Source organism: Conexibacter arvalis (assembly GCF_014199525.1).
Lineage (GTDB): Bacteria > Actinomycetota > Thermoleophilia > Solirubrobacterales > Solirubrobacteraceae > Conexibacter > Conexibacter arvalis.
In genome coordinates this window covers 476,029-501,770 of sequence record NZ_JACHNU010000001.1, presented here as the reverse complement: position 1 = coordinate 501,770, position 25,742 = coordinate 476,029, and the positions used below count along the sequence as shown (strand labels likewise).

General features: G+C 74.2%; 25 protein-coding genes. 20 read left to right on the top strand and 5 right to left on the bottom strand.

The genetic code is table 11. From position 1 onward, the window contains the following. The first annotated feature begins 6 nt into the window (after window positions 1–6). The 13 genes from BDZ31_RS02290 (at window position 7) to BDZ31_RS02230 (ending at window position 14,043) form a co-directional block, all read left to right on the top strand. Window positions 7–1,413: an ABC transporter substrate-binding protein gene (locus BDZ31_RS02290; RefSeq protein WP_183338574.1), complete on the top strand. Its 1,407-nt coding sequence runs from the start codon at window positions 7–9 to the stop codon at window positions 1,411–1,413. Beyond that, entirely contained in the window at window positions 1,397–2,389 is a 993-nt protein-coding gene (locus BDZ31_RS02285; protein WP_183338572.1) for a carbohydrate ABC transporter permease, read from the top strand. Before BDZ31_RS02290 ends, BDZ31_RS02285 begins: the two co-directional genes overlap by 17 nt. Window positions 2,390–2,520: 131 nt before the next feature. Continuing rightward, window positions 2,521–3,360: a carbohydrate ABC transporter permease gene (locus BDZ31_RS02280; protein ID WP_343075507.1), complete on the top strand. Its 840-nt coding sequence runs from the start codon at window positions 2,521–2,523 to the stop codon at window positions 3,358–3,360. Then, on the top strand, window positions 3,357–4,418 hold the full coding sequence (locus tag BDZ31_RS02275; protein WP_183338570.1) for a phosphotriesterase family protein: 1,062 nt from the start codon (window positions 3,357–3,359) through the stop codon (window positions 4,416–4,418). Before BDZ31_RS02280 ends, BDZ31_RS02275 begins: the two co-directional genes overlap by 4 nt. Continuing rightward, window positions 4,415–5,650: an aminotransferase class V-fold PLP-dependent enzyme gene (locus BDZ31_RS02270; protein WP_183338568.1), complete on the top strand. Its 1,236-nt coding sequence runs from the start codon at window positions 4,415–4,417 to the stop codon at window positions 5,648–5,650. The genes BDZ31_RS02275 and BDZ31_RS02270 overlap by 4 nt, the downstream gene beginning before the upstream one ends. Beyond that, a complete protein-coding gene (locus BDZ31_RS02265) occupies window positions 5,647–6,405 on the top strand; it encodes an SDR family NAD(P)-dependent oxidoreductase (protein ID WP_183338566.1) in 759 nt (252 codons plus the stop codon). Before BDZ31_RS02270 ends, BDZ31_RS02265 begins: the two co-directional genes overlap by 4 nt. 3 nt (window positions 6,406–6,408) lie before the next feature. Then, a complete protein-coding gene (locus BDZ31_RS02260; RefSeq protein ID WP_183338564.1) occupies window positions 6,409–7,614 on the top strand; it encodes an amidohydrolase family protein in 1,206 nt (401 codons plus the stop codon). Then, complete coding sequence (locus tag BDZ31_RS02255; protein WP_183338562.1) at window positions 7,611–8,015, top strand: Rid family hydrolase; 405 nt, start codon at window positions 7,611–7,613, stop codon at window positions 8,013–8,015. Before BDZ31_RS02260 ends, BDZ31_RS02255 begins: the two co-directional genes overlap by 4 nt. Further along, window positions 8,008–8,853: an IclR family transcriptional regulator gene (locus BDZ31_RS02250; RefSeq protein ID WP_183338560.1), complete on the top strand. Its 846-nt coding sequence runs from the start codon at window positions 8,008–8,010 to the stop codon at window positions 8,851–8,853. The genes BDZ31_RS02255 and BDZ31_RS02250 overlap by 8 nt, the downstream gene beginning before the upstream one ends. Next, window positions 8,850–10,001, top strand: a complete 1,152-nt coding sequence (locus BDZ31_RS02245; protein WP_183338557.1) for an alanine racemase — start codon at window positions 8,850–8,852, stop codon at window positions 9,999–10,001. The genes BDZ31_RS02250 and BDZ31_RS02245 overlap by 4 nt, the downstream gene beginning before the upstream one ends. Window positions 10,002–10,020: 19 nt before the next feature. Beyond that, on the top strand, window positions 10,021–11,193 hold the full coding sequence (locus tag BDZ31_RS02240; RefSeq protein WP_183338555.1) for an ABC transporter ATP-binding protein: 1,173 nt from the start codon (window positions 10,021–10,023) through the stop codon (window positions 11,191–11,193). A gap of 130 nt (window positions 11,194–11,323) precedes the next feature. Next, window positions 11,324–13,027 carry a CocE/NonD family hydrolase gene (locus BDZ31_RS02235; RefSeq protein ID WP_183338553.1) on the top strand — a complete coding sequence of 568 codons (1,704 nt, stop codon included), beginning with the start codon at window positions 11,324–11,326 and terminating at the stop codon, window positions 13,025–13,027. Between the two features lie 11 nt (window positions 13,028–13,038). Then, complete coding sequence (locus tag BDZ31_RS02230) at window positions 13,039–14,043, top strand: asparaginase (RefSeq protein WP_183338551.1); 1,005 nt, start codon at window positions 13,039–13,041, stop codon at window positions 14,041–14,043. A gap of 76 nt (window positions 14,044–14,119) precedes the next feature. On the opposite strand, the gene BDZ31_RS02225 is transcribed toward BDZ31_RS02230, so the two are convergent. Next, window positions 14,120–14,266, bottom strand: a complete 147-nt coding sequence (locus BDZ31_RS02225) for a hypothetical protein (RefSeq protein ID WP_183338549.1) — start codon at window positions 14,264–14,266, stop codon at window positions 14,120–14,122. Between the two features lie 293 nt (window positions 14,267–14,559). Further along, the gene (locus BDZ31_RS02220; RefSeq protein WP_183338547.1) at window positions 14,560–14,946 is read right to left on the bottom strand and encodes a cupin domain-containing protein; all 387 of its coding nucleotides are present in this window, start codon (window positions 14,944–14,946) and stop codon (window positions 14,560–14,562) included. A 104-nt stretch (window positions 14,947–15,050) separates the two neighbouring features. Here BDZ31_RS02220 and BDZ31_RS02215 point away from each other — a divergent pair, with 104 nt between their 5' ends. Then, window positions 15,051–16,523: an MFS transporter gene (locus BDZ31_RS02215; protein ID WP_183338545.1), complete on the top strand. Its 1,473-nt coding sequence runs from the start codon at window positions 15,051–15,053 to the stop codon at window positions 16,521–16,523. Window positions 16,524–16,649: 126 nt separating this feature from the next. Here BDZ31_RS02215 and BDZ31_RS02210 read toward each other — a convergent pair whose 3' ends face one another. The 3 genes from BDZ31_RS02210 to BDZ31_RS02200 are packed head-to-tail and all read right to left on the bottom strand — an operon-like array spanning window position 16,650 to window position 19,495. Beyond that, window positions 16,650–17,429, bottom strand: coding sequence for a protein kinase domain-containing protein (locus BDZ31_RS02210; RefSeq protein WP_183338543.1), 780 nt, complete (start codon window positions 17,427–17,429; stop codon window positions 16,650–16,652). Further along, window positions 17,426–19,297: an ABC transporter ATP-binding protein gene (locus BDZ31_RS02205; protein ID WP_183338541.1), complete on the bottom strand. Its 1,872-nt coding sequence runs from the start codon at window positions 19,295–19,297 to the stop codon at window positions 17,426–17,428. Before BDZ31_RS02205 ends, BDZ31_RS02210 begins: the two co-directional genes overlap by 4 nt. Before the next feature lie 45 nt (window positions 19,298–19,342). Further along, window positions 19,343–19,495 carry a hypothetical protein gene (locus BDZ31_RS02200; RefSeq protein ID WP_183338539.1) on the bottom strand — a complete coding sequence of 51 codons (153 nt, stop codon included), beginning with the start codon at window positions 19,493–19,495 and terminating at the stop codon, window positions 19,343–19,345. Window positions 19,496–19,667: 172 nt separating this feature from the next. On the opposite strand from BDZ31_RS02200, the gene BDZ31_RS02195 reads away from it, so the two are divergent. From BDZ31_RS02195 to BDZ31_RS02170, 6 genes are all read left to right on the top strand, one after another. After that, window positions 19,668–20,186 (top strand): hypothetical protein, encoded by a 519-nt coding sequence (locus tag BDZ31_RS02195; RefSeq protein ID WP_183338536.1) that lies wholly within the window; start codon window positions 19,668–19,670, stop codon window positions 20,184–20,186. Continuing rightward, complete coding sequence (locus tag BDZ31_RS02190; RefSeq protein ID WP_221242788.1) at window positions 20,183–21,607, top strand: sensor histidine kinase; 1,425 nt, start codon at window positions 20,183–20,185, stop codon at window positions 21,605–21,607. Before BDZ31_RS02195 ends, BDZ31_RS02190 begins: the two co-directional genes overlap by 4 nt. Beyond that, window positions 21,604–22,254 carry a response regulator transcription factor gene (locus BDZ31_RS02185; protein ID WP_183338534.1) on the top strand — a complete coding sequence of 217 codons (651 nt, stop codon included), beginning with the start codon at window positions 21,604–21,606 and terminating at the stop codon, window positions 22,252–22,254. Before BDZ31_RS02190 ends, BDZ31_RS02185 begins: the two co-directional genes overlap by 4 nt. A 104-nt stretch (window positions 22,255–22,358) precedes the next feature. Beyond that, on the top strand, window positions 22,359–23,045 hold the full coding sequence (locus BDZ31_RS02180) for a TetR/AcrR family transcriptional regulator (RefSeq protein WP_183338532.1): 687 nt from the start codon (window positions 22,359–22,361) through the stop codon (window positions 23,043–23,045). Next, window positions 23,042–24,319, top strand: coding sequence for an acetyl-CoA C-acetyltransferase (locus BDZ31_RS02175; protein ID WP_183338530.1), 1,278 nt, complete (start codon window positions 23,042–23,044; stop codon window positions 24,317–24,319). The genes BDZ31_RS02180 and BDZ31_RS02175 overlap by 4 nt, the downstream gene beginning before the upstream one ends. Window positions 24,320–24,322: 3 nt before the next feature. After that, window positions 24,323–25,741 (top strand): 3-oxoacyl-ACP reductase, encoded by a 1,419-nt coding sequence (locus BDZ31_RS02170; RefSeq protein WP_183338528.1) that lies wholly within the window; start codon window positions 24,323–24,325, stop codon window positions 25,739–25,741. The last annotated feature ends 1 nt before the right edge of the window (window position 25,742 follow it).

Here is a 25,742-nt window from a genome sequence, read left to right as displayed (position 1 = left end):
TGAGGGATGCACGAGGATCGGGACGCCGGCGCGCCTGAGCGCGGTGGCGACGAGGAAGGCCTGAAGGTCTCGCGCGCATCGCTGCTGCGCGGGGCGATGGCGGCCGGCGTCGCGCTTCCGGCGATGGGTCTGCTGGCCGCCTGCGGCAGCAGCGACGACGAGGGCTCGACCGGCACGAGCGGCGGCTCCGGCGGCTCCGGCGAGGCGTACGCGGGCGCGCTGGCGATGACCGCGTGGGAGGCCTATCCGGACCAGATCAGAGCGAACCTCGCCGCCTTCTCCAAGCAGTACGGCAACAGAGTCGACCTGACGCTGATCCCGAACATCGGCTACGGCCCGGCGCTCCAGACGCGCCTCCAGGGCGGTCAGGAGATCGACGCCTACTACAACTTCGCGTACAACTCGACGAAGTTCGTCGACGCCGGCTGGGCGAAGGAGCTGAACGACCTCCCGGGCGTCGAGGAGATGCTCGACGACATGTTCGAGACCTCCGCCGCGCGGCACAAGCTGCCCGACGGCCGGATCGTCTCGGTCCCGTACTTCTCGGCGGTCCACCTGCCGATGTACAACGCCGCGCAGCTCAGAAGAGCGGGCTTCGCGAGACCGGCCCAGTCGCTGAGCGAGATCTACGACCAGTGCGAGAAGCTGAAGGCCGACGGCGTCCGCGCCCCGTACGCCGCCTACTGGACCAAGCAGTTCTCCGAGGAGTACTTCATCCTCTACCTCGTCGCCGAGGGGATCGTCCCGTTCGACGAGGAGGGCAACCCGACCTTCCAGGACGACGCCAAGACCGAGGGCGTCCTCGACTGGTGGACGTCGATGTACCAGGACGGCCTCACCGCGAGATCGATCCTCACCGACGATCCCGGCAAGCACGTCGCGGCGATGGCGCAGGGCACCTCCACCTACTTCACCCTGCACCACTACTTCCTCAAGGAGATCCGCAACGCGAGAGGCCCGGCGTCGAGCGACGTCGTGCTCGACTACCGCATACCGGGCGAGAACGGCCAGTCGCTGCAGATCGGCGAGGTCGTCCAGCTGGGCGCCGCCGCCGAGGGCGGCCGCGCCGACGCCGCCTGGGAGCTGCTCAAGTTCTACGGCTGGAAGGACAAGGACGGCCGCTACGGCACGTTCGTCTCGTGGGCCGAGTCGGCCGCGCTGCTGGGTCCCTACCCCGGCCTCTTCCAGGATCCGCAGTTCAGAAGAGCGTTCCCCGACTACTACGACCTCGGCCAGCTGGAGAGAGCGTTCGAGGCCTCGCAGGTCGTCCCGGCGCGCGTGCTGCCGTGGTACTCGTCCTTCCAGACGAAGGTCGGCGACCGCATCCAGGCGATGCTGCTCGGCCAGGCGAGCGTGAAGGACACGATCTCGTCGCTCGCCGACGACGCGAAGAACTTTGCCGCCGCAGGCTGACACCGCCGCGGCGGCGGGCCGCACCGCCACCGCATCCTCCCCCCGGCCGTCGAAGCCGGCGCGGACGCGGGCGCAGAAGCGCTCGCGCCGCGCTGCCGCGGACCGCCGCTTCGGCCTCTACCTGGCGCTGCCGGCGCTGGTGGTGGTGCTCGGGCTGATCGCCTGGCCGGCGATCCAGACGCTGATCTACTCGCTGCAGAGAGTCGCGCTCAACGGCGACACGAGATGGGTCGGCTTCAGAAACTTCGAGCTGCTGTTCAAGAACCCCGACTTCATCCACTCGCTGTGGCTGACGGCCGTCTACGCGATCGCCTTCCTGGTCGTCTCGACGGGCCTCGGGCTCGCCTTCGCGCTGCTGCTGAACGAGCAGTTCCGCGGGCGCTTCCTCGCCCGCACGCTGCTGATCGTCCCGTGGGCCTGCCCGTGGGTGATCGCCGGCATCATCTGGAAGTGGTTCGCCGACGGCGACGTCGGCGCGCTCAACGGCGCGCTCTACCAGCTCGGCGTCATCGACGAGTACAAGGCGTGGCTGTCGAGCGACACCGGCGCGCTCATCATCAGCGTGCTCGCGGCCGCGTGGCGGCAGGCGTCGTTCGCGGCGCTGCTGTTCCTCGCCGGCCTGCAGACGATCCCGCACGAGCTGCCCGAGGCGGCGAAGGTCGACGGCGCGACCGCGTGGCAGCGGTTCCGCCTCATCACGCTGCCGTGGCTCAAGCCGGTGATCGTCGTCGTGATCGTCATCAACGTGATCTTCGGCTTCATGCAGTTCGACGTCATCTACGCCCTCACGCAGGGCGGCCCCGGCAACGCGACCGAGGTGCTGTCGATCTTCCTGTACCAGCAGCTGTTCGTGTACACGAACGTCGGCATGGGCTCGGCCGTCGCGGTCGTCCTCGGCGTCGTCGCGCTGCTGATCGGGCTGCTGTTCGTGAAGCTGCTGTACCGCTCCGGCGACGTGACGGAGGGAGTCTCTTGAGCGCGAAATCACTCGGCCTGAGGCCTCGGATTCCGTCCGCGAACTCGCCAGGGGCTCCTTCGCGCCCCCGGCCTGGGCGTGGCCGCAAGGCGAGACGGCGCCCGCTGCGCCAGGTCCTGATCTACCTCGCGGTGCTGCTGTTCGCGATCTGGGTCCTGTTCCCGCTCTACTTCACGGTCACGAGCAGCTTCATGACCCCGGCGGAGGTCGGCAGAGTGCCGTTCCACTGGGTGCCGGAGAGACCGACCCTCGCCAACTACTCGGCGATCCTGCGCGGCGACTCGACGCCCTTCTCCGACGACGCCGGCGGCGGCGTCGTCGCCTCCAGCACCAACGCCGTCGAGCGGCTGATGCCGGCGATGGGCCGCAGCGTGATCGTCGGCCTCGTCGTCGTCTTCATCAACCTCGTGGTCGGCGGCGCGGCGGCCTACGCCTTCTCGCGCTACCCCTTCCGCGGGGCGAAGATCGCCTACCTCGGCCTGCTCGCCTCGCGCGTGGTGCCGGCGATCGCGATCGTCTCGCCGTTCTTCGTCTTCTTCCGCAAGACCGAGCTGCTGAACACGGCTCCGGCGCTGATCATCAGCTACCTGGTCTTCACGCTCCCGTTGGCGATCTGGCTGTTGAAGAGCTACTTCGACAGCGTCCCGAAGGAGCTGGAGGAGGCGGCGATGCTCGACGGCGCCTCGCGTCTGAAGTGCCTGATCTCGATCGTCCTGCCGCTGGCGCGGCCGGGTCTGATCGCCGCGGGGCTGCTCGTCTTCCTGGAGGCGTGGAGCGAGTTCTTCTACGCGCTGGTGCTGACCAACGAGCTGACCGCGCCGCCGGTCGTCGCGGGGCTCCAGAACCTGCAGCAGTTCTCGTGGACGACGCTGGCCGCGGCGTCGATCTTCAGCCTCATCCCGCCGGTCCTGATCGCGGTCCTCTTCCAGCGCTACATCGTCAGCGGGCTCGCCCGCGGGAGCGTCCGATGAATCGAGAGCAGCAGGTGATGACCGTCCGCGGGCCGATCGCGCCGGAGCGGATGGGGATCACGCTCAGCCACGACCACCTGCTCGTCGACGGGTGGGGGATCCGCGAGCTGTACGAGGCGATCCTCGACGACGAGGAGCTGGCCGTCGCCGAGGCCGCGCGCTACAAGGCGGCCGGCGGCGGGACGATCTGCGACCCGACCAACGTCGGGCTCAGACGCGACCCGGCCGCGCTGCGGCGGATCAGCGAGCGCAGCGGCGTCCACGTCGTGATGGGCGCCGGCTGGTACCGCGAGCGGGTCTACCCCGACTACGTCCACGAGGAGCTGCCCAGCCAGCTCGCCGACCGGCTGGTCGACGAGCTGGTCCGCGGCGCCGAGGGGACCGGCGTGCGGCCCGGCTTCATCGGCGAGATCGGGACGGAGCGGTTCCACGTGACGCCGGCGCAGGAGCGGGTCTTCCGCGCGGCCGGGCGCGCCCATGCGCGCACCGGCGTACCGATCATGACCCACACGACCCACTGGGGCGAGCTGGCGGTCGAGCAGATCGACCTGCTCGGCGAGGAGGGCGTCGACCCGAGCAGGATCGTCATCTCCCATCTCGGCGACCGGCCCGGCATCCGCCATTGGCTCCCGATCGCCGAGAAGGGCGCGTGGCTCGACGTCGACAACCTCGCCTTCATCGGCGGCTACGCGCCGCTGTCGGTTCGGGCCGACAACGTCGCCGGGCTGTGCGCCGAGGGCCTCGTCGGGCAGATCATGCTCTCCAACGACATCTGCGAGCTCGGCCAGCTGTCGTTCTACGGCGGCTGCGGCTACGACAACGTGATCGTCAACTTCGTCCCGATGCTGCGCGAGCGCGGCGTCAGCGACGAGCAGATCCACACGATGATGGTCGAGAACCCGGCGAAGGCGTTCGCGTGGGACCTCTCGCGCGTCGAGGCGCTGGCCGCGGAGGCCGGCGTCGCGATCGAGCCGGCCCCCGCCGGGGAGCCGGCGGCCGGCGACGGCCCGGCGGGCGGCGCGAGCGGCGCCGCCGCCGTGGCGGAGGGCGCCGCGTGAGCGAGCTGCTCGCATCGCTCGGCCTCGAGCCGGTCGTCAACGCCGTCGGTCCGGCGACCCGGCTCGGCTCGTCGACCCCCGGGCCGCACGTGCTCGCGGCGATGGCCGAGGCGGCCGGCGCCTTCGTCCGCATGCACGAGCTGCAGGCGGCGGCCGGCGCCGAGATCGCGGCGATCTGCGGCGCCGAGGCCGGCTACGTCACCAACGGCGCCGCGGGCGGGCTGATGCTCGCCGCCGCCGCCTGCATCGCCGGCGACGACCCGGCGCTGATGGACCGGCTGCCCGACGCCTCCGGCGCGCGCGACGAGATCGTCATCCACCGCGGCCAGCGGATCGCCTACGACCACGCGCTGCGCGCCGCCGGCGCGCGGCTGGTCGAGATCGGCTTCCACGACCTCACCTTCCCGCGCGAGCTCGACGCGGCGATCGGCGAGCGGACCGCCGCGGTCGCCTACCTCTCCAACAGCGGCGCGAACGCGATCCCGCTCGAGCAGGTCGTCGCGATCGCCCATCGCCGCGGCGTGCCGGTGATCCTCGACGCCTCGCTGGCAGTGCCGCCGGTCGCGAACCTGAGACGGTTCGCCGCGCTCGGCGTCGACCTCGTCGCCGTCAGCGGCGGCAAGTGGATCGGCGGCCCGGCGGCGTCGGGCTTCCTCTACGGCCGCGCCGACCTGATCCGCTCGGTCGCGCTCCAGCACCAGGACCAGGACGTGCGGATGGAGACCTGGCACGGCGCGCCGCTGGTCGCGGAGGGGATCGTCCCCGGGCCGCCCCACCAGGGGATCGGGCGCGCGCTCAAGGTCGGCAAGGAGGAGATCGCCGGCCTGCTCGCCGCGCTCCGCGCCTGGGTCGCGCGCGACCACGACGCCGACCGCGCCCGCTGGACCGCCGACTGCGAGACGGTCGTCGCGGCGCTCGACGGGATCGACGGCGTGCGGGCGGAGGTGCTCCCCGCCGACGGCCGCGAGCGCGGCTGGCCGGTCGCCGAGATCGCGCTCGACGAGCGCGCGCTCGGCCGCACCGCCTACGACGTCGTGCGCGAGCTGGCGGCGGGGACGCCGTCGATCGCGCTCGACGAGGCGCTGGCGTGGCGCGGGCTGCTGCGCGTCACCCCCACCCAACTGCAAGCGGGCGAGGCCGAGGTCGTCGCGACCTCCCTCGCCGCCTCGCTGCGGCAGCGGGAAGCCGCCGCGGCAATCGACACGGAAGACAGGAAGGACTGGACGGCATGAGCGGGACCGCTGTGGTGGTCGGAGGGGGGCGCGGGATCGGCCGCGCGATCGCGCTGGAGCTGGCGCGCGACGCCGGGGTGAGACGGCTCGTGGTCGCCGACCTCGACCTCGCGCTGGCGCAGGAGACGGCGGCGACCGCGAGCGGCGACGCGGAGGTCGTCGCCGCGCAGGTCGACCTCGCCGACCCGGCGTCGGTGACGGCGCTGTTCGAGTCCAGCCGCGACGCCGAGCGCGTCGCGATCCCCGGCGGCGTCTTCGGCGCCAGCCCGTCGCTGGAGCTGGAGCGGGACGAGATGGAGCGGATCCTGCGCGTCAACCTCGTCGGCTGCTTCCACGTCGCGCAGCTGTACGCCGGCGAGATGGCGCGCAACGGCGGCGGCGCGATCGTCGGCATCGCCTCGATCGCCGCGCGGATGCCGCGGATGCGGCAGGCCGCCTACTCGGCCTCGAAGGCCGGCATCCGCCAGGCGCTGAGAGTGCTCGCGATGGAGGTCGCCGGCGACGGCGTGCGGATCAACACCGTCTCGCCCGGCCCGACCGACACGCCGATGATGCGCGAGCTGGCGAGCGACCACTCGTCGGTCAACGACCTCGCGCAGGGCAGCGCCGTCGCGCTGCGGCCGCGGATCCCCGTCGGCCGCGTCGCGACCAGCGAGGACATCGCCGTCGCCGCCCGCTTCCTGCTGTCGCCGGAGGCGGCGCACATCGTGATGCAGGACCTCGTCGTCGACGGCGGCGAGCTGCTGGGGATGTAGGCGGTGCGCGCGCTGCTCCTGCACGGCGGCGAGGTCGTCGACCCGGATGCGGTCGGCGGCGCGCCGGCCGCCGGCGGCTCCGGCGGCCGGCCCGGCCCGGCCGGCGCCGGCACGCTCGCCGACGTCCTGCTGGTCGACGGCCGCGTCGCCGCGGTCGCGCCGGCCGGCGCGGCGCTGGAGGTCCCGGAGGGGACCGAGCGCGTCGACGTGAGCGGGCTGCTCGTCACGCCCGGCCTCGTCGACCTGCACGCGCACGTCTTCGTCGGGCAGGACCTCGGCGTCGACCCCGACGAGGTCGGGCCGCGCTCGGGCACGACGACCTTCGTCGACACCGGCAGCGCCGGCGCTCACCTCTTCGGCGCCTTCCGCCGCACGACGCTCGACGTCGCGCACGCGCGCGTGCTCGCCTTCCTCAACATCTCCTCGATCGGCGCGACCTCGATCCTGCTCGCCGGCGAGCTCGAGAACCTCGCCTACAGCGACGAGCGCAGCGCGCTGGCGGCCGCGCGCGAGCACGCCGACAAGATCATCGGGATCAAGGTGCGGGCGTCGGGCAACGTCGTCGGCGCCGCCGGCGCCGAGCCGATGCTGCGCGCCCGCCGCGTCGCCGACGAGCTCGGCCTGCCGCTGATGATCCACCTCGGCCCGGCGCCGCCCGGCAGCGACGAGATCATGGCCCAGCTCCACCGCGGCGACGTGCTGACCCACTGCTACACCGGCTTCGAGGACAACCGCCTGCTGGTCGACGGGCGGGTCCGCGAGAGCGTGCTGGAGGCGCGGCGGCGGGGCGTCGTCTTCGACGTCGCGCACGGGATGTCGGCCTTCGACGCCGAGGTCGCCGCGGGGATGCTGGCGGAGGGCTTCCGGCCCGACACGATCAGCTCCGACGTCCACGCCTACTCGATCAACTCGGTCGGCGACCTGCCGGCGGTGATGTCGAAGTTCCTCGCGCTCGGGATGGGGCTGGAGGAGGTGGTCGCCTGCGCGACGTCCGCGCCGGCGCGGCATGCCGGCCTGATCGCTGACGGCGTCGGTACATTGCGCGTCGGCGCGCCAGCCGACGTCGCCGCGTTCGAGCTGGTCGAGGGTCCTGTCTCCTACGGGGACACGCGCGGGCAGACCTTCACCGGGAGCCGGCGCCTGCGGAGCGCGCTGACGGTCCGGGCCGGTGCGATCGTCCACGACGAGCGGATGGAGGGAGAGCGGTGAAGAAGGCAGTGGAGGGCGGCGCGCCGACGGGGGCCTACTCGCCGGGGATCGTCGCCGAGGGGCGCTTCCTGCACGTCTCCGGGCAGGGGCCGTTGGACGACGGCGCCTACGTGCCCGGGACGATCGAGGAGGAGACGGCGCTGACGCTGCGCAACCTGCGGCGGATCCTCGAGGCCGGCGGCGCGTCGATGGCCGACGTCGTCCGCTGCGGGATCTTCCTCAGATCGATCGACGACTTCCCCGGCATGGACGCCGCCTACCGCGAGGCGTTCGCCGACGCGACCGCCGCCGGCGCGCCGCTGCCGGCGCGCACGACGGTCGGCGGCCAGGAGCTGGCGTTCGGGATCAAGGTCGAGATCGACTGTCTTGCCGTGCTGCCGTCGGAGGGTCGTGATGGCTGACGATCCCGGCTTCGCGACCGTCAAGTCGGCCGACCGCGCGCTGGTCGTGCTGGAGCTGCTCGCGGGCCGCGAGCCGATGCGGCTGATCGAGATCGCCGACGAGCTGGGGATGCCGCGCTCGTCGACCTCGAACCTGCTGCGCACGATGGCGCTGCGGCGGTTCGTCGAGACGACCGACGACGGCCGCCGCTACCGGATCGGCTCGCGGATGCGCGAGCTGGCCCGCGCGAGCGAGCGCGCCGACGACCTCGTCTCGCTGGCGCAGCCGCTGATGGACCGGCTCGTCGGGCAGACCGGCGAGACCGTCCAGCTCGCGCAGCTGGAGGCGATGGAGGTCGTCTACCTCGCGATCAGCGAGTCGCCCCATCCGATGAAGCTCGTCTCCGAGGTCGGCAAGCGGCTGTTCGCGCACGGCACCGGCGTCGGCAAGACGCTGCTCGCCCAGCTCGACGAGCAGGAGGCGGCGCGACGGCTGCGCTCGGTCGAGCTGCCGCGCTTCACGCCGGCGACGATCGTCGACGTCGACGACCTGCTCGACGAGATGCGCGAGATCCGCGCGAGGGGCTGGGGCACCGACGACGAGGAGTACGTGCTCGGCTGCCGCTGCGTCGCGATGCCGGTCCACGGGCCGCGCGGCGACGCGATCGCGGCGATGTCGGTCTCGATACCGACGCCGCGCTACGACGACGAGGTCGGCGAGCGGGCGCTGGCGGCGCTGCGCGAGGCCGTCGGCGAGCTGTCGCGTCAGCTCGGGTACGTGCCGCCGGCGGCGGTCGCCGACGGCGCCGGTGCGGGAGCCGGCGCCGGCGCCGAGGTGAACGGGGCCGACCCGGCATGACGCTCGGCGCGCTCGACACGCCCGCGTTGGTCGTCGACCTCGACGTCGTGCGCGCCAACGTCGCGGCGATGGCCGACCTCGCGCGCGAGCGCGGCGTCGCGCTGCGGCCGCACGCGAAGACGCACAAGCTGCCGCAGGTCGCGCGGCTGCAGCTCGACGCCGGGGCGGTCGGCCTGACGGTCGCGAAGCTCGGCGAGGCCGAGGTCTTCGCCGACGCCGGCGTCGAGGACCTGCTGATCGCCTATCCGCTCGTCGGCGAGCCGAAGCTGGGACGGCTGGTCGCGCTCGCGCGGCGCGTGCCGCGGCTGGCGGTCGCCGTCGACTCGGCGGAGGTCGCCGAAGGGATCTCGCGGGCGCTGGAGGCGGTCGGCGGCGGGCTGTCGGTCGGCGTGCGGATCGAGGTCGACACCGGCATGCGCCGGCTCGGCCTGGCGCCGGCCTCCGAGCAGCTCGTCGCGCTGGCGCGGACGGTCGCGGCGCTGCCGGCGCTGCGGCTGGAGGGCGTGATGACGCACGAGGGCCAGGCCTACCAGTCCGACGGCGAAGCGGAGCTGGCGCGCGCCGCCGCGGAGGCGTGCGACCTGATGGTCGCCAGCGCCGAGGCGATCCGCGCCGCCGGGATCGACTGCCCGGTCGTCTCGATGGGCTCGACCGCGACCGCCCGCTTCGCCGCCGGCCATCCGGGCGTCACCGAGATCCGTCCCGGTACCTACGTCTTCAACGACCGCAGCCAGCTCGCGCACGGCAGCGCGCGCGACGGCGACCTCGCGGCGGCGGTCGTCGCGACGGTCGTCAGCCGGCCCTCGCCGGAGGTCGCCTGCGTCGACGCCGGCGCGAAGGCGCTGACCTCCGATCGCATGATCGTCCGCGACGCCGCCGCCGACTACGGGGCCGTCGCGCCGGGCGCGGCAGGCTGGGCGGCGGTCGGCGCGACCGCGCGCGCCGCCGGCTGGCCGGTCGCGCGCGCGAGCGAGGAGCACGGCCTGATCGCCGTCCCGCCGGGCGGCGAGCTGGCCGTCGGCGAGCGGCTCGCGCTCGTCCCGAACCACATCTGCCCCGCCGTCAACCTGTTCGACGCCGTCACCGTCGTCGCAGGAGGGCGGGTCGTCGACCGTTGGCCCGTCGCCGCGCGCGGCCGCATGACATGAACCACGAGGAGGAGCTGAGATGGCCGCGATCAAGCTGACCGGCGTCTGCAAGGAGTACGACGGCAGCGGCGCGCTCGCCGTCGACGGCGTCGACCTGGAGATCGCCGACGGCGAGTTCATGGTGCTCGTCGGCCCCTCCGGCTGCGGCAAGTCGACGCTGCTGCGGATGGTCGCCGGCCTCGAGGACGTCAGCGACGGGACGATCGAGATCGGCGACCGCGACGTCACCGACCTCGAGCCGCGCGACCGCGACGTCGCGATGGTCTTCCAGAACTACGCGCTCTACCCGCACCTGACGGTGCGCGAGAACATCGGCTTCGGGCTGAAGCTGCGCAAGACGCCGAAGACGGAGATGGCCGAGCGGGTCGAGCGGGTCGCCGGCTCGCTCGGCCTGACCGAGTACCTCGACCGCAAGCCGGCGCAGCTCTCCGGCGGCCAGCGCCAGCGCGTCGCGATGGGCCGCGCGATGGTCCGCCAGCCGGCCGCGTACCTGATGGACGAGCCGCTCTCCAACCTCGACGCGAAGCTGCGCGTCGCGATGCGCGCCGAGCTGGCGCGCCTGCACGAGCAGCTCGGCGTCACGACGATCTACGTCACCCACGACCAGGTCGAGGCGATGACGCTCGGCTCCCGCGTCGCGGTCCTGCGCGGCGGGATCCTGCAGCAGTGCGACCGGCCGGAGGTGCTGTTCGAGCGCCCCGCCAACGCCTTCGTCGCCGGCTTCATCGGCTCGCCGTCGATGAACCTGCTGGAGGCGTCGGTCGACGGCGGCGCCGTCCGCTTCGGCTCCTCGTCGCTGGCGCTGAGCGAGCAGGTCGCCGGCCGCGTCGGCACGCGGGCGGTGATCCTTGGCATCCGCCCGACCGACTTCCTCGCCGCGGCCGACGCCGACCCGGCGCTGCCGCGCATGCGGATCGTCCCGGACGTCGTCGAGCGGCTCGGCTCGGAGATCCACGTGATCTTCTCGCTCGACGCCTCCCAGCTCGACCTCGACGGCCGCGGCGGCCTGACGGGCACGCGCGACGCCCAGCTGGTCGGCGGCAGGGGCGCGCTCCTCACCGCCCGCCTGGAGGCCGGCATCCCCGTCGAGGTCGGCACGCCGCTCGAGCTCGCCGTCCGCAGCGACCGCCTCCACTTCTTCGCCCGCGACAGCGGCGAGCGGATCGAGACGGCCGCCCTGGCCGCCGTCTGACCGCGCGGCGCGGTCGGCCCGCGCCGGCATCTCCGGTGCGGGCCGACGGGCTCCCGCGCGGACCGGCCGATGGTCAGGGCGCCGGCGAGTCGCTACGGTCGACGGAGGTGCCGATCGGGGGCGACAGCCGATGACCCTCCTGAGCGAGATCGCGGGGCGCTCGCTGCGGCTGCCGCGCGCGCAGACGCGCGACGTCGTCGTCGAGCGCGACCTGGCAGCCGAGATGGACGACGGCGCCGTGCTGCTCGCCGACCGCTACGTCGCGAGCGCGGCGGCGTCGGGCGCCGACGGGCTGCCGCCGACCGTGCTCGTGCGCACGCCGTACGGGCGGCGCGGCTTCTTCGGCCTCGTCTACGGCCGGCTGCTCGCCGAGCGCGGCTTCCAGGTCGTCGTGCAGAGCGTGCGCGGGACGTTCGGCTCCGGCGGCGAGTTCAGACCGTTCGACGAGCGCGCCGACGGGCTCGCGACGCTGCGCTGGGTGCGCGCGCAGCCGTGGTGCGAGGGGCCGATCGGGATGATCGGCAGCAGCTACATGGGCCTCACGCAGTGGGCGGTCGCCTCCGCCGCCGACGGCGAGCTGGGGGCGCTGGCGCCGTCGATCACCGCCTCGCAGTTCCACGGCCAGGCGTACGGCGGCGGCTCGCTGTCGCTCGACACCGCGCTGTCGTGGACGTACATCATCGCCGCGCAGGAGCGGCGGCTGGCACCGCTGCACCTGATCTTCGGGATGCGCCGCAAGCTCCCGCGCGCCTTCGACGCGCTGCCGCTGGTCGAGCTCGACGCGCGCGTCGCCGGCGAGCCGGTCGCCTTCTTCCGCGAGTGGTTCGAGGTGACGGCGCCCGACGACCCGTACTGGAGAAGCCGCGACTTCTCCGCCGACGTCGCCGGGGTGACCGCGCCGGTCCAGCTGATCGGGGGCTGGCAGGACATCTTCCTGCCGTGGCTGGTCGAGGACTACGTCGCGCTGCGCAGAGCCGGCCGCGCGACGCAGCTGGTGATCGGACCGTGGGCGCACACCTCGACCGCGCTGCTCGCGCGCAGCACGCGCGACGGGATCGCGTGGCTGCGCGCCCACCTGCTCGGCGACGACCGGCTGCTCGATGCGGCGCCGGTGCGGGTCTGGGTCGGCGGCGAGGAGCGCTGGCGGACACTGCCCGACTGGCCGCCGCCCGCCGCCAGACGGCTGCGCCTCCACCTCCAGCCCGGCGGCGCGCTCGCGCCGGAGCCGCCGACCGCCGAGCGGGCCGCGCCCGGCCGCTTCACCTACGACCCGGAGGATCCGACGCCGTCGCTCGGCGGCCCGGTCCTGATGGCCCGCGAGCCGGTCGTCGACAACCGCCCGCTGGAGGCGCGCGACGACGTGCTCGTCTACACGAGCGAGCCGCTGACCGAACCGCTGGAGGCGATCGGCCCGGTCGCCGCCGACGTCCACGTGCGCACGAGCCGCCCCGACGCCGACGTCTTCGTGCGCATCTGCGACGTCCATCCCGACGGCCGCTCGCTCAACGTCTGCGACGCGCTGGTGCGGCTGACGGGCGGCGAGCCCGAGCCGGCCGCCGACGGCAGCCGCCGCGTCGCCTTCCCGCTGTGGCCGACCGCCCACCGCTTCCGGCCGGGCCACTGCATCCGCGTGCTCGTCGCCGGCGGCGCCCACCCCCGCTACGCCCGCAACGCCGGTACCGGCGAGCCGCCGCACACGGCGACCCGCCTGGTGCCGGTCGAGCACGAGCTGCTGCACGACCCCGAGCACCGGTCGGCGGTGGAGCTGTCGGTCGTCGGCGACCCCGCGCTCGGCTGGGAGCGCGGCGGACGGCGCTCCGTCCGCTGCCGATAGGGTGTCCGGCGATGGCGACCCGACCGCACGCAGTCCGCCATGTCCGCATCCTCGGCGCCGGCGGCACGATCGCGATGGGCGGCGAGGTCGGCGGCGCGGCCCACTCCGCGACGCCCCGGTTCGACGCCGCCGCGCTCGTCGCGGCGATCCCCGACCTCGCCGGCGGCGACGGCATAGAGACCGTCGACGTCGTCAACAAGCCGAGCGCCCACCTGACGCTCGCCGACCAGCTCGAGGTCTGCCGCCAGGCGCGCGACGCCGCCCGCCGCGGCATCGGCGTCGTCGTCACGCACGGCACCGACTCGCTGGAGGAGACGGCGATGCTGTGCGACGTGATCCACGACGCCGAGGCGCCGATCGTCTTCACCGGCGCGATCCGCCCGGCGACCGCCGCCGGCGCCGACGGCCCGGCCAACCTGCTCGACGCCGTCTCCGTCGCGACCTCCGCCGAGGCGGCCGGGATGGGCGTGCTCGTCGTCTTCGGCAGCGAGATCCACCATGCCCGCTGCGCGCGCAAGACCGACACGACCTCGCTCGTCGCCTTCTCCTCACCGCAGACCGGCCCGCTCGGCCGGGTGACGGAGGGCCACCCGACGATCTGGTCGCGCCTGCCGCGCAATCCGCCGCTCGACCCGCCCGCGCTCGACCGCAGCGTGCTCGTCGTGCCGAGCGGCTCCGGCGACGACGGCACGCTCGCCCGCGCCGCGCTGGCGACCGAGCCCGACGGCGTCGTGATCGGCACGCTCGGCGCCGGCCACCTCGCCCCGCCGGTGCTGGAGCTGTGGGCCGCCGCCGCCGAGCGGATCCCGATCGTCGCCTACTGCCGCCCCGAGCGCGGCGTCGTCCTCACCGGCACCTACGGCTACGCCGGCTCCGAGCGCGACCTCCGCGGCACGGGCATCATCCCCGCCGGCTTCCTCTCCCCGCAGGCGGCCCGCATGAAGCTGCTCGCCTGCGTCGCCTCCGGCCTCTCGCTCGACGAGATCCGCTGGGCCTTCCGCCAGGACGACGGGTAGGGCAGGGGCGGCGCAGGCGCACGATGCGCCGCTTATCGTGGCGCCCGTGCGCCACTACTTCGTCTACGTCGATGATTCACGGAACCAGGAGCTCGGTCTTCTGTTCAGCGCGATCGCCGTCGCCGCCGACAGATGGAGCGAAGCGCTCGGCTTCTGGAAGAGAACCCGCCGCGAGTTCGCGACCGACCGCACACTCGGTCTCCCGACGAGCTTCGAGCTCCATGCTGTCGAGTTCGCTTCAGACTGCGATCAGTGCGGCCGCGGCTGCCGGGACCTGCCTCCAGGAGACGCACAGAGCGCTGCGGGCGCGGAATCAGATCGTCGATCGTTGCTTGAGCCAACTTGGCCCCGTCGTCCGAACTGCGACCGGCGGCCCGGTCACTGCAGATGCCGCCGGGTTCTTCTGAACCCGCAAATGCAAAGACCCCGGTCTCGCCGAGGTCTTTGACGGCAGCCGCGTGAATCGCATTAGAAGCGCGGGGCCACCAGCTGAAGGCACCAGGCGGGAACGGAAGATCAACCCGCTCTGCCGTCCGCCCCCTCGACCAGCACCGTGTCGTCGTGGGAGTAGGCGGGGGAGCAGGCGCAGACGAGGACGAGGTCCTCGGCGTCGGCGGTGTTCCACAGCTTGTGGACGACGCCCGGCGGGATCACGGCGCAGTCGCCGGGGCCGACGTCGCGCTCCTCCTCGCCGACGCGCAGGCGGCCGCGGCCCGATCTGAACAGGTACAGCTCCTCGGCGCGCGGGTGGTAGTGGGCGATCGTCGCGGTGCCGGGCGGCAGCGTCGCCTCCGCCAGCGACTGGTTGCGGGCGGGCGAGTAGCCGGGCCCGGCCCACTCGCGGATCGTCGAGCCGTCGGCGGTGACGTACGGTCTCAGCTCGTCGTAGCGGGCGAGGTGCATGGCGGCGAGGCTATCGCGGCGCGGGGCGGGCCGCGCGGGCGATCGGCGCCGTGGCTACGTGGCGGGTAATCGACGCGGCGACCGCGACGCGGGACGGTGTCGGCATGTCCTCCACCGCCTTCTCCACACCACCCGCCATCGGCCGGCGCGCGGCGCCGGCGTGGCTGGCGATGGCCGTCGTGCTGACCGGCACCTTCGTCGTCACGCTCGACTTCTTCATCGTCAACGTCGCGATCCCGGCGACGCAGGCCGACCTGCGCGCGAGCGACGGCGCGATGCAGCTCGTGATCGCCGCCTACGGGGTCGCGCTCGCCGCCGGGCTGATCCTTGGCGGCCGGCTCGGCGACCTCTGCGGCCGCCGGCGCATGTTCGCGATCGGCCTCGCCCTCTTCACCGCCTCCTCGGCGCTCTGCGGCGCCGCCCCGAACGCCGACGTGCTGATCGCCGCCCGCGTCGTGCAGGGCCTCGCCGCCGCGCTGATGTCGCCGCAGGCGCTGTCGATCGTCGGGCTCGCCTACGAGGGCGAGGCGCGCACGCGCGCGTTCGCCGTCTACGGGCTCGTGATGGGCCTCGCCGCCGCCAGCGGCCAACTGATCGGCGGCCTGCTGATCGAGCTCGACCTGCTCGGGCTCGGCTGGCGCTCCTGCTACCTCGTCAACGTCCCGATCGGGATCGCCGCGCTGGCGATCACCCCGTACGCGATCGGCGAGTCGCGCGCCGAGAGCGGGGCCCGCCTCGACCTCGCCGGCGCCGTGCTCGCGACCGCCGCGCTGCTCGCCGTCGTGCTGCCGCTGGTGCTCGGGCGCGAGCACGGCTGGCCGCTGTGGGCGTGGCTCAGCCTCGCCGCGGCGCCGGTGCTGCTGGCCGCCTTCGCGTTCAGCCAGCGCCGTCTCGCCGCGCGCGGCGGCGACCCGCTCGTGCCGCCGCTGCTCTTCCGCGAGCGCGCCTTCACCGTCGGGCTGCTGGCGACGATCCTCTTCTACACCGGCATGGGCTCGTTCTTCCTCGTGCTGGCGCTCCACCTCCAGCACGGCCGCGGGCTCGACGCGCTCGGCTCCGGCCTCGTCTTCACGCCGCTGGCGGTCGGCTACCTCGCCGCCTCGATCGCCGCGCAGCGGCTGCATCGGCTCGGTCGCCAGCTGCTGGCGCTCGGCGCCGTCGTCCGCGGCGTCGCGCTCGTCGGCCTGCTCGCGACCGTCGCCGCGGTCGGCGCCGGCGGCGAGCTGGCGCTGCTGCTGCCGGCCCTCGTCGTCGACGGGATCGGGATGGGTCTGCTGACCGCGCCGCTGATCGCGACCGTCCTCGCCGACCTCTCGCCGCGCCACGCCGGCGCCGCCAGCGGCGTGCTGAGCACCGCCCAGCAGGTCGGCAACGCGCTCGGGATCGCGGTCGTCGGCGCGCTCTTCTACGGCGCGCTCGGCGCGGCGCCGGCGCCGGACGACGTCGCGCGCGCCTTCGAGCTGGCGCTGATCGTCGTCGCGGCGCTGTCGCTGCTGGTGGCGCTGCTCGTGCAGGCGCTGCCGGGCGTGACGGCGCGTGCCGACGCCGCGGCGGCGCCCGCGCCGGCGCACGCGTGAGCGCTCGCGTCGGTGCGGCACCGTCCGCGCCGGCGCACCGTCCGCGCCGGCGCACCGCCTGCGCCGGCGCACCGCCGCCCGCGCTCGATCGCCTGCGCCGGCGCACCGCCGGCGCGCGGCGTGCGCTCAGCCGGCGCAGGCGGCCAACCCCTCGCGCAGCTCGGCGAGCGCGGGGCGGTCGGCCGGCCGCGGCTCGAGGCAGCCGTCGATCGCCTCCGCCAGCGGCCGCGGCAGCCGCGGTCGCAGCGACCGCACCGACTCGGCGCGCTCTCTCAGCTGGTCGATCTCGTCGAAGGGGTTGACGCCGGTCGCCGCCTCCCACAGGACGGTGCCGAGCCCCCACACGTCGGCGGCGGCGGTCACCCTCCCGCCGGCCGCCTGCTCGGGGGCCATGTTGCACCACGTGCCGCGGCCGGCTCTGATCGGCCCCGGCCGCTGCGCGATCGAGAGGTCGAGCAGCTTCGCGCGGCCGGCGTCGGCGACGACGTTGGAGGGCTTCAGGTCGAGGTGGACGTAGCCCTCGGCGTGGAGATAGCCGAGCGCCGAGGCGAGCTGGCGGCCCAGCTCGGCGACCTCGCGCGCTGGGAGGTCGCGGCGGTCGAGCAGGTGGGCGAGCGTCTCGCCGCCGATCGTCTCCAGCACGATCGCCGGCCGCGGCTCGCGGTGGACGTCGTATCCGCGCGCGATGTGCGGATGGGTCAGGCGCCGCAGCAGCCGCCCCTCCCGCAGCAGGTCGCGCGCCACATCCGCCCGCGAGAGGCGGTCGGGCCGGACCGTCTTGACGACGACCGGACAGCCGCGCCGCTCGCACGCGGCGGCGTAGACGTCGAGATGGCGCGAGCGGTGGAGGTGCGCGCTCACGCGCACGCCGGGAACCAGCTCGCGACCTGGCGACAGCGGCTTCACGCGACCGGCTCCGCGGCGGTCGGGCGGGCGGCGGTGGGCGACGCGCCCGGGTCGGGCGGGCCGGCGGCGGGACGGGCGGCGTCGGGAGCGGCGGCGGCCGGCGCGGCGCCGTCGTCGTCGGCCCCGCGAGCGTCGCGATCGTCGTCCCCCGGCGCCCGCAGCTCGACGACCCGGTCGGCGCGCGCGACGACCGCCGGGTCGTGCGAGACGACGATCGTCGTGCGCCCCGGCAGCAGCGCGTCGAGCGCGCCGAGCACCGCCTCGCGCGCCTCGGCGTCGAGCCCGGTCGTCGGCTCGTCGAGCACGACGACGGCGCTGTCGCGGACGATCGCGCGGGCGATCGCGACCCGCTGGCGCTGTCCGCCCGACAGCGCCCGCCCGCGCTGGCCGACGCGCGCGTCGAGCAGGTCGGCGATCCCGACCGCCGCCGCGACGCGCTCGACCTCCGCGGCGCTCGCCTCCGGCCGCCCGTAGGCGACGTTGTCGCGCACGGTCCCCTCGAACAGCAGCGTCTCCTGCGCCAGCAGCCCGACCTGCGCCCGCAGGTCGCGCAGCCGCAGCTCGCGCAGGTCCTCGCCGTCGATCAGCACGCTGCCCGCGTCGGGGTCGGCGAAGCGCAGCAGCAGGCGGGTCGCGGTCGTCTTCCCGGCGCCGGAGGGGCCGACGAGCGCGACGCACTCCCCGGGCTCGACCGCCAGCGAGCAGCCGTCCAGCGCCGCTCTCGACGCGCCCGGGTAGCGGTAGACGACGTCGCGCAGCTCGACGCGCCCGCGCACCGTCGCGCCCGCCGCGGGCAGCGGCCGCGCGTCGGGTCGCTCGACCACCGCCGGCCGCTCGTCGAGCAGCTCGATCACGCGCTCGGCGCCGGCCGAGGCGGCGTAGAGGCTGTTGACGAGGCCGCTCAGCTCGCGCACCGGGCCGTACATCTGCGACAGGTAGGCGAGGAAGACGAGCAGGCCGCCGATCGTCAGCTCGCCGGAGCTGAGCGCCCAGACGCCGAGGCCGACGACGATCATCGCGCCGAGCAGCTCGATCAGGTCGACGAGCGGCGAGAACAGCGCGCGGATCCGCGTCGAGGCCAGCTCGGCCTCCATGATCGCCGCGTTCTCGCGCCGGAAGCGCGCCAGCTCGTGCCGCTCGCGGCCCATGCTCTGCACCAGCGCGGCGTTCGCGAGCGACTCCTCGGCGACCGCGGTCAGCGAGCCGGAGCGGCGCCGCTTCTCACGCGAGGCGTGCTTGATCAGCCGCGAGAAGCGGCGGGCGGTCAGCCAGAACAGCGGCACGACGACGATCGAGACGAGCGCCAGTCTCCACGAGAGCAGCAGCAGCGCGCCGCTGAAGAAGACGATCCGCGCCAGCGCCGAGATCCCGTCGCCGACGCCGGTCAGCACGAACCGCTCGATCGCCTGCACGTCGGAGGTGAGGCGCGACAGGAGGTCGCCGAGGCGGCGGCGGTCGAGCACGTCGAGCGACAGTCCCTGCACGTGCGCGAACAGCCGCGCGCGCAGGTTCAGCAGGAAGCGCTCGCCGACCCACGTCGCGAGGTAGTCGTCGCCGAAGCGGATCAGCCCGCTCAGCAGCGTGAGGCCGACGTAGGCCGCGGCGAGCGGCAGCAGCGCGCCGACGTCGCGTGGGACCAGCACGTCGTCGACGACGAGCTTGAAGAGCCAGATCTCGACCGCCTCGATCGCCGGCACGAGCACGAGGAAGACCGCCCCGGCCGCGATCGCGGGGCGGTAGGGGCGGGCATCGGGCCAGAAGCGGCGGAAGATCTCCCGCACCGGCACGGGCGGCGCGGCGGGGACGACGTCCTGCCCGTCGGCGACGGGCACGAGCAGGCGGCGGAGGCGTTCGCGGAGGCGGTTCATGGTCGGGGCCTGCCGGCGCCGCGGTCGCGGCGCCGGCGGGTCGGGTCACGTGTTGGTGTTGCGACCCGTGTTCGTGTTGCGGCGACGGCGGCGGCGCCGGCGCGCCTTCTTGCGCCGGCGGCGACCGGTGTTCGTGTTCGTGTTCGTGTTGCGGGAAGACGACGCGAGCGCCGGCTTGACCGCGGAGAAGAAGGCCATCGAGGGCACCTCCGTTCCGGTTGGTGGAGTGGACGAGAGGCAGCCTCCTCGCGGGCCGTGAGATGGTCGTGAGCCGATCGCGAGAGCGCTCTCACGTTCGCAGCGGGAATCATGAGGTCGCTCTCATGTCGAGTCCATCGTCATCTCACGCCCGCGCGCGAGCGTGCCGGCCATGACCCGCGCCCGCCTCGCAGCCGTCGTCGCGCTCGGCCTCGCGGCCGTCGCGCTCGCCGCCGTCGCGGCGACCGCGCTGCTCGCACCCGACGGTCCCGAGGCCGTGCCCGCGATCGACGTCGACCCGACCGCCGGCCGCACGCCGGCCGAGCTCGCGCGCGAGCAGCGGCAGGCCTCCGAGAGACGGCGGGAGGCGATGCGGGCCGAGCAGCGGGAGCGGCGGCGCGCCGCGGCCGAGGAGCGCCGCCGGCGCGAGCGCGAGGCGGCGGCGCGCGAGCGCGAGCAGGCCGCGCCGCCGCCGGCGACGGGCGGCGCCGGTTCGAGCGGCTCGTCCGGATCGTCGGGCTCCGGGTCGAGCGGCGGCTCCGGCTCGTCCGGCTCCGGTTCGAGCGGCGGCTCCTTCCAGCCCCCGCCGGCGCCGTCGCCGCCGGCGCTCGACGACGACGATGACGACGATCGCGGCCACGGCGGAGACGACGATGACGACCGGGACGACGACGACGGGGACGACGATTGAGCCGCTCCCGCCCCCGCGTGCTGTTCGGCGCGCGCGCCCGCATCCTCGCCGCCTTCGTCGTGCTGCTGACCTTCTCGACGGTCGTCTCGACCGTCGCGCTGCGGCAGATCCTGCTCGCGCGCGCCGACGCCCGCACCGACCGCAACCTCAGCCAGGAGGTCGAGGAGTTCCGCCGCCTCGTGATCGACGGCCGCGACCCGCGCGACGGCCGACCATTCGCCGGCGACGTCAGAGCGATCTTCGACGTCTATCTCGCGCGCAACGTCCCCGGCCAGGACGAGGACCTCTACACCGTCCTCGACGGCCGCCCGTACCGCTCCAGCGCGACCGGCGAGCCCGACCCCGACGTCGTCAGGGCGCTGCGCGCGCTGATCCCCGCGGGCGCGGCCTCGCGCGGCACGATCGAGACCGCCGGCGGGCCGGTCCGCTACCTCGCCGCGCCGGTGCGGGTCGAGGGCAGGACGCGCGGCGCCTTCGTGGTGACCGAGGCGCTGCGGCCTCAGCGCGAGGAGGTCGACGAGGCGGTCAGGATCGCCGCCGGCGTCTCGCTCGCGGTGCTGCTGCTCGCCTCCGGCCTCGCGTGGCTGGTCGCCGGCCGGGTGCTGGCGCCGCTGCGCGCGCTCGGCGACACCGCCCGCTCGATCGGCGACGAGGACCTCACGCGCCGGATCGACGTGCACGGCAGCGACGAGATCGCGGAGCTGGGACGGGCCTTCAACGCGATGCTCGACCGGCTCGAGCGGGCCTTCGAGGTCCAGCGCCAGCTGGTCTCGGACGCCGGCCACGAGCTGCGCACGCCGATCACGATCATCCGCGGCCACCTCGAGCTGCTCGGCGACGACCCCGAGGAGCGGCGCGAGACGATCGCGCTGGTGACCGACGAGCTCGACCGCATGGCCCGCTTCGTCGACGACCTGCTGACGCTGGCCCGCGCCGAGCGCTCCGACTTCCTGCACCCGGCCGACGTCGACCTCGACGCGCTGACCGAGGAGCTGGCGGCGAAGGCGCAGGCGCTCGCCGCCGACCGCGCCTGGAGCGTCGACGCCGTCGCGGTCGGCCGGCTGCGCGCCGACCGCCAGCGGCTGACGCAGGCGGTCATGAACCTCGCCCGCAACGCGGTCGAGCACACCGGCCCCGGCGACGGGATCGCGCTCGGCAGCGCCTTCGCGGCCGGCGAGGCGCGGATCTGGGTGCGCGACGGCGGGCCGGGCGTCCCGCTTGCCGAGCAGGAGCGGATCTTCGAGCGCTTCGCGCGCGCCGGCCGCGCGCGCCGCCGCTCCGACGGCGCCGGCCTCGGCCTCGCGATCGTGCGCGCGATCGCCGAGGCCCACGGCGGCCGCGTCGAGCTCGCCTCGCGCCCCGGCCAGGGCGCCGCCTTCACCGTCGTCGTTCCCGTCAGGGAGGAGGATCCGCAGCGATGACCCGCATCCTGATCGCCGAGGACGAGGAGCGGCTCGCCGCCTTCCTCGAGAAGGGGCTGAAGGCGAACGGCTTCGCGACGACCGTCGTCGGCGACGGCGACGCCGCCTCCGCGCTCGCGCACGAGTCGGAGTTCGACCTGCTCGTGCTCGACCTCGGCCTGCCCGGCAAGGACGGCATGGACGTGCTGCGCGAGCTGCGCGCGCGGGGGAGCCGGCTGCCGGTCGTGATCCTGTCGGCGCGCGACGAGACGGTCGAGGGCCTCGAGCTCGGCGCCGACGACTACATGACCAAGCCGTTCCGCTTCGACGAGCTGCTCGCCCGCATCCGCGTGCGGCTGCGCGAGGAGCCGAGCGGCGCCGACCTGCTGCTCAGATGCGGCGACCTGTCGCTCGACCTGCGCACGCGGATGGCGGCGGTCGGCGGCAGAACCGTCGAGCTGTCGGCGCGCGAGTTCACGATGCTCGAGGTCTTCCTGCGCCACCCCGGCCAGGTGATGAGCCGCGAGCAGCTGCTGTCGCACGTCTGGGGCTACTTCTACGACCCCGGCTCCAACGTCGTCGACGTCTACGTGGGATATCTGCGCCGCAAGCTCGGCAGGGACCGCATCCGCACGGTCCGCGGCATGGGCTACGCGCTCAGCGAGTAGGGCCGCGCGAGCGGTCGAGCCCCGTGCGAGCCAGCCGGCGGGAGGTCTGCCGCCAGACCTCCTGACGCGCTACCTACTGGCGTATAAATTTATACGTGGGTAATATGAACGCCATGGTCCAGTCGACCGTCCCGGCGTCGCGCACCCGGCTCCCCCGCAAGGAGCGCGAGCTGCAGATCCTCGACATCGCCCACGCGCGCTTCGCCGAGCACGGCTTCGGCGCGGTCACGATGGACGAGGTCGCCGCGGCCGCCGGCGTCACGAAGCCGCTGCTGTACGCCTACTTCGGCAACAAGGAGCGGCTGTACAGCGCCTGCATGGAGCGGGCCGGCGACGCGATGCTCGCCGCCGTCGGCGCCGCGGTCGCCGCCGCGACCGGCCCGTCGGAGGCGCTGCGCGACGGGCTCAAGGCCTTCTTCGCCTTCGTCGACGGCGACCGCGACGCCTGGCGCGTCCTCTTCGACGAGACGTTGCCGGCCGGCGGCGAGCTGGCCCGTGCCGTCGCCGAGTACCGCGACCGGCTGCTCGCGCTCGTCGCGCAGACCCAGCTGGAGCTGATCCCCGAGCACAGCCGCGAGCGCGCCGCCACGGAGGTCGAGGCGCTCTCCAACGCGCTGCTCGGCGCCTCCGAGGCGCTCGCGCGCTGGTGGCTGCGGACCGGGGCGCTGCCGGCCGCCGAGGCCGCCGACCTGCTCGTCGCGACCGTCGAACCCGGCCTGCAGGCGCGCGCCGCGCTGCGGGACCGGACGGCTTCCCCCTCGACCCCTGACAGAGACCAAGGAGCACCATGACCGCCGGTCCCCGGAGCGTCGCCGTGATCGGCGGCAACCGCATCCCGTTCGCGCGCTCGAACAGCAACTACTCGAAGGCGTCCAACCAGGACATGTTCACCGCGGCGCTCGACGGGCTCGTCAGCCGCTTCGGCCTGGAGGGCGAGCGCCTCGGCGAGGTCGTCGGCGGCGCCGTGCTGAAGCACAGCCGCGACTTCAACCTGATCCGCGAGTGCGTGCTCGGCAGCCGCCTCGCCGCCGACACGCCGGCGTACGACCTCCAGCAGGCGTGCGGCACCGGCCTGCAGGCGATCAACCTCGTCGCCGCCAAGATCGCGCTCGGCCAGATCGACGCGGGCATCGCCGGCGGCGTCGACACGACCTCCGACGCCCCGATCGCGGTCGGCGAGGAGCTGCGCAACATCCTGCTCGACGCCAACCGCGGCAAGTCGACGCAGGACAAGCTGAAGCCGTTCCTGCGGCTGCGCCCGCAGCACTTCGCGCCGGCCCCGCCGCGCAACGAGGAGCCGCGCACCGGCCTCTCGATGGGCGCCCACCAGGCCCGCACCGGCGCCGAGTGGGGGATCACGCGCGAGGCGCAGGACGAGCTGACCTACCAGTCGCACCAGAGACTGGCCGCCGCCTACGAGCGGGGCTTCCAGGACGACCTCGTCTCGCCCTATCTCGGCCTCTCGCGCGACCAGAACCTGCGCCCCGACACCAGCCTCGAGAAGCTCGCGAAGCTGCGCCCCGTCTTCGGCGGCAAGGACGGCACGATGACGGCCGGCAACTCGACGCCGCTCTCCGACGGCGCCTCGACCGTCCTGCTCGCGAGCGAGGAGTGGGCGAGGGAGCGCGACCTGCCGGTGCTCGCCCGCTTCGTCGACGCCGAGACCGCCGCGGTCGACTACGTCAACGGCCGCGAGGGCCTGCTGATGGCGCCGGCCTACGCCGTCCCGCGCCTGCTCGCCCGCCACGGCCTGAGGCTGCAGGAGTTCGACTTCTACGAGATCCACGAGGCGTTCGCCTCGCAGGTGCTGTCGACGCTGAAGGCGTGGGAGGACCCGGCCTTCTGCACGCAGCGGCTCGGCCTCGACGCCCCGCTGGGCTCGATCGACCGCTCCAAGCTCAACGTCAACGGCGGCTCGCTCGCCGCCGGTCACCCGTTCGCGGCGACCGGCGGGCGGATCGTCGCCAACCTCGCCAAGACGCTCCACGAGAACGGCGGCGGACGCGGACTGATCTCGGTCTGCGCCGCGGGCGGCATCGGCGTCGTCGCGATTCTGGAGGCATAGGACATGGCACAGGCTGACCGCTACACCGAGCTGATCAACACGCCGATCGGCAGAATCGTCCAGAAGCAGATCGGACTGCCCGCACCGGTCCCGCTGAAGCGCTGGACGCCCGGCGACAGGGTCGTCGACGGGCGCGTGCTGATCGGCGGCGCCCCCGGCGGCCGCCTCGCGACGACGCTCGCGAAGGTGGCCGCGTCGATCGGCGCGGAGGCCTCGACCCCGCTGCGCGAGGACCTCCGCGCCGCCGCGGCGGCGGCCGGACTCGACGCCGGCCCGTGGACGCCGGCCGCCGCCGCGACGCAGAGGTACGCCGCGCTCGTCTTCGACGCGACCGGCATCACCGAGCCCGGCCAGCTGAGCGAGCTGCGCGAGTTCTTCTCGCCGACGATCCGCCGCGTCGCCAAGAGCGGCCGCCTCGTCGTGCTCGGCACGACGCCGACGGCGACGAGATCGGCCTCCGAGCGGATCGCGCAGCGCTCGCTGGAGGGCTTCACGCGTGCCGCCGGCAAGGAGCTGAAGGCCGGCGCGACTGCCCAGCTGGTCTACGTCGAGCCGGGCGCCGAGGACCAGCTCGACTCGACGCTGCGCTTCCTGCTCAGCTCCAGATCGGCCTACGTCGACGGCCAGGTGATCCGCGTCGGCTCCGGCAGCGACGTCCCGGAGATCGACTGGGAGAGACCGCTCGCCGGCAAGGTCGCGCTCGTGACCGGCGCCTCGCGCGGCATCGGCGCCGCGATCGCCGCGACGCTCGCGCGCGACGGCGCCCACGTCGTCGGCCTCGACATCCCCGCGCTGGAGGGCGACCTGAAGGCCGTCACCGGTTCGCTCGGCGGCTCGGCGCTGGCGCTCGACATCACCGCCGCGGAGGCCCCGAGAGAGATCGCCGCCTACCTCAAGAAGGAGCACGGCGGGGTCGACGTCGTCGTCCACAACGCCGGCATCACGCGCGACAAGACGCTCGGCCGGATGGACGAGGCGCGCTGGGACAGCGTGATCGAGGTCAACCTCGCCGCCGTCCAGCGGGTCACCGACGCGCTGATCGCCGGCAGAAGCAGAGCGGTCCTCAACCAGGGCGGCCGGATCGTCTGCGTCGCCTCGATAGCGGGCATCGCCGGCAACTTCGGCCAGACCAACTACGCGACCTCGAAGGCCGGCGTGATCGGCCTCGTCGACGCCTACGCCGACACGCTCGCCGCGCGCGGCGCGACGATCAACGCCGTCGCCCCGGGCTTCATCGAGACCCAGATGACGGCGAAGATCCCGTTCGCCACGCGCGAGGCCGGCCGCCGCATGAACTCGCTCTCGCAGGGCGGGCTGCCGGTCGACGTCGCCGAGGCGATCGCATACTTCGCCAGCCCGGCCTCGACCGGCGTCAACGGCAACACCGTCCGCGTCTGCGGCCAGAGCCTGCTGGGGGCGTAGC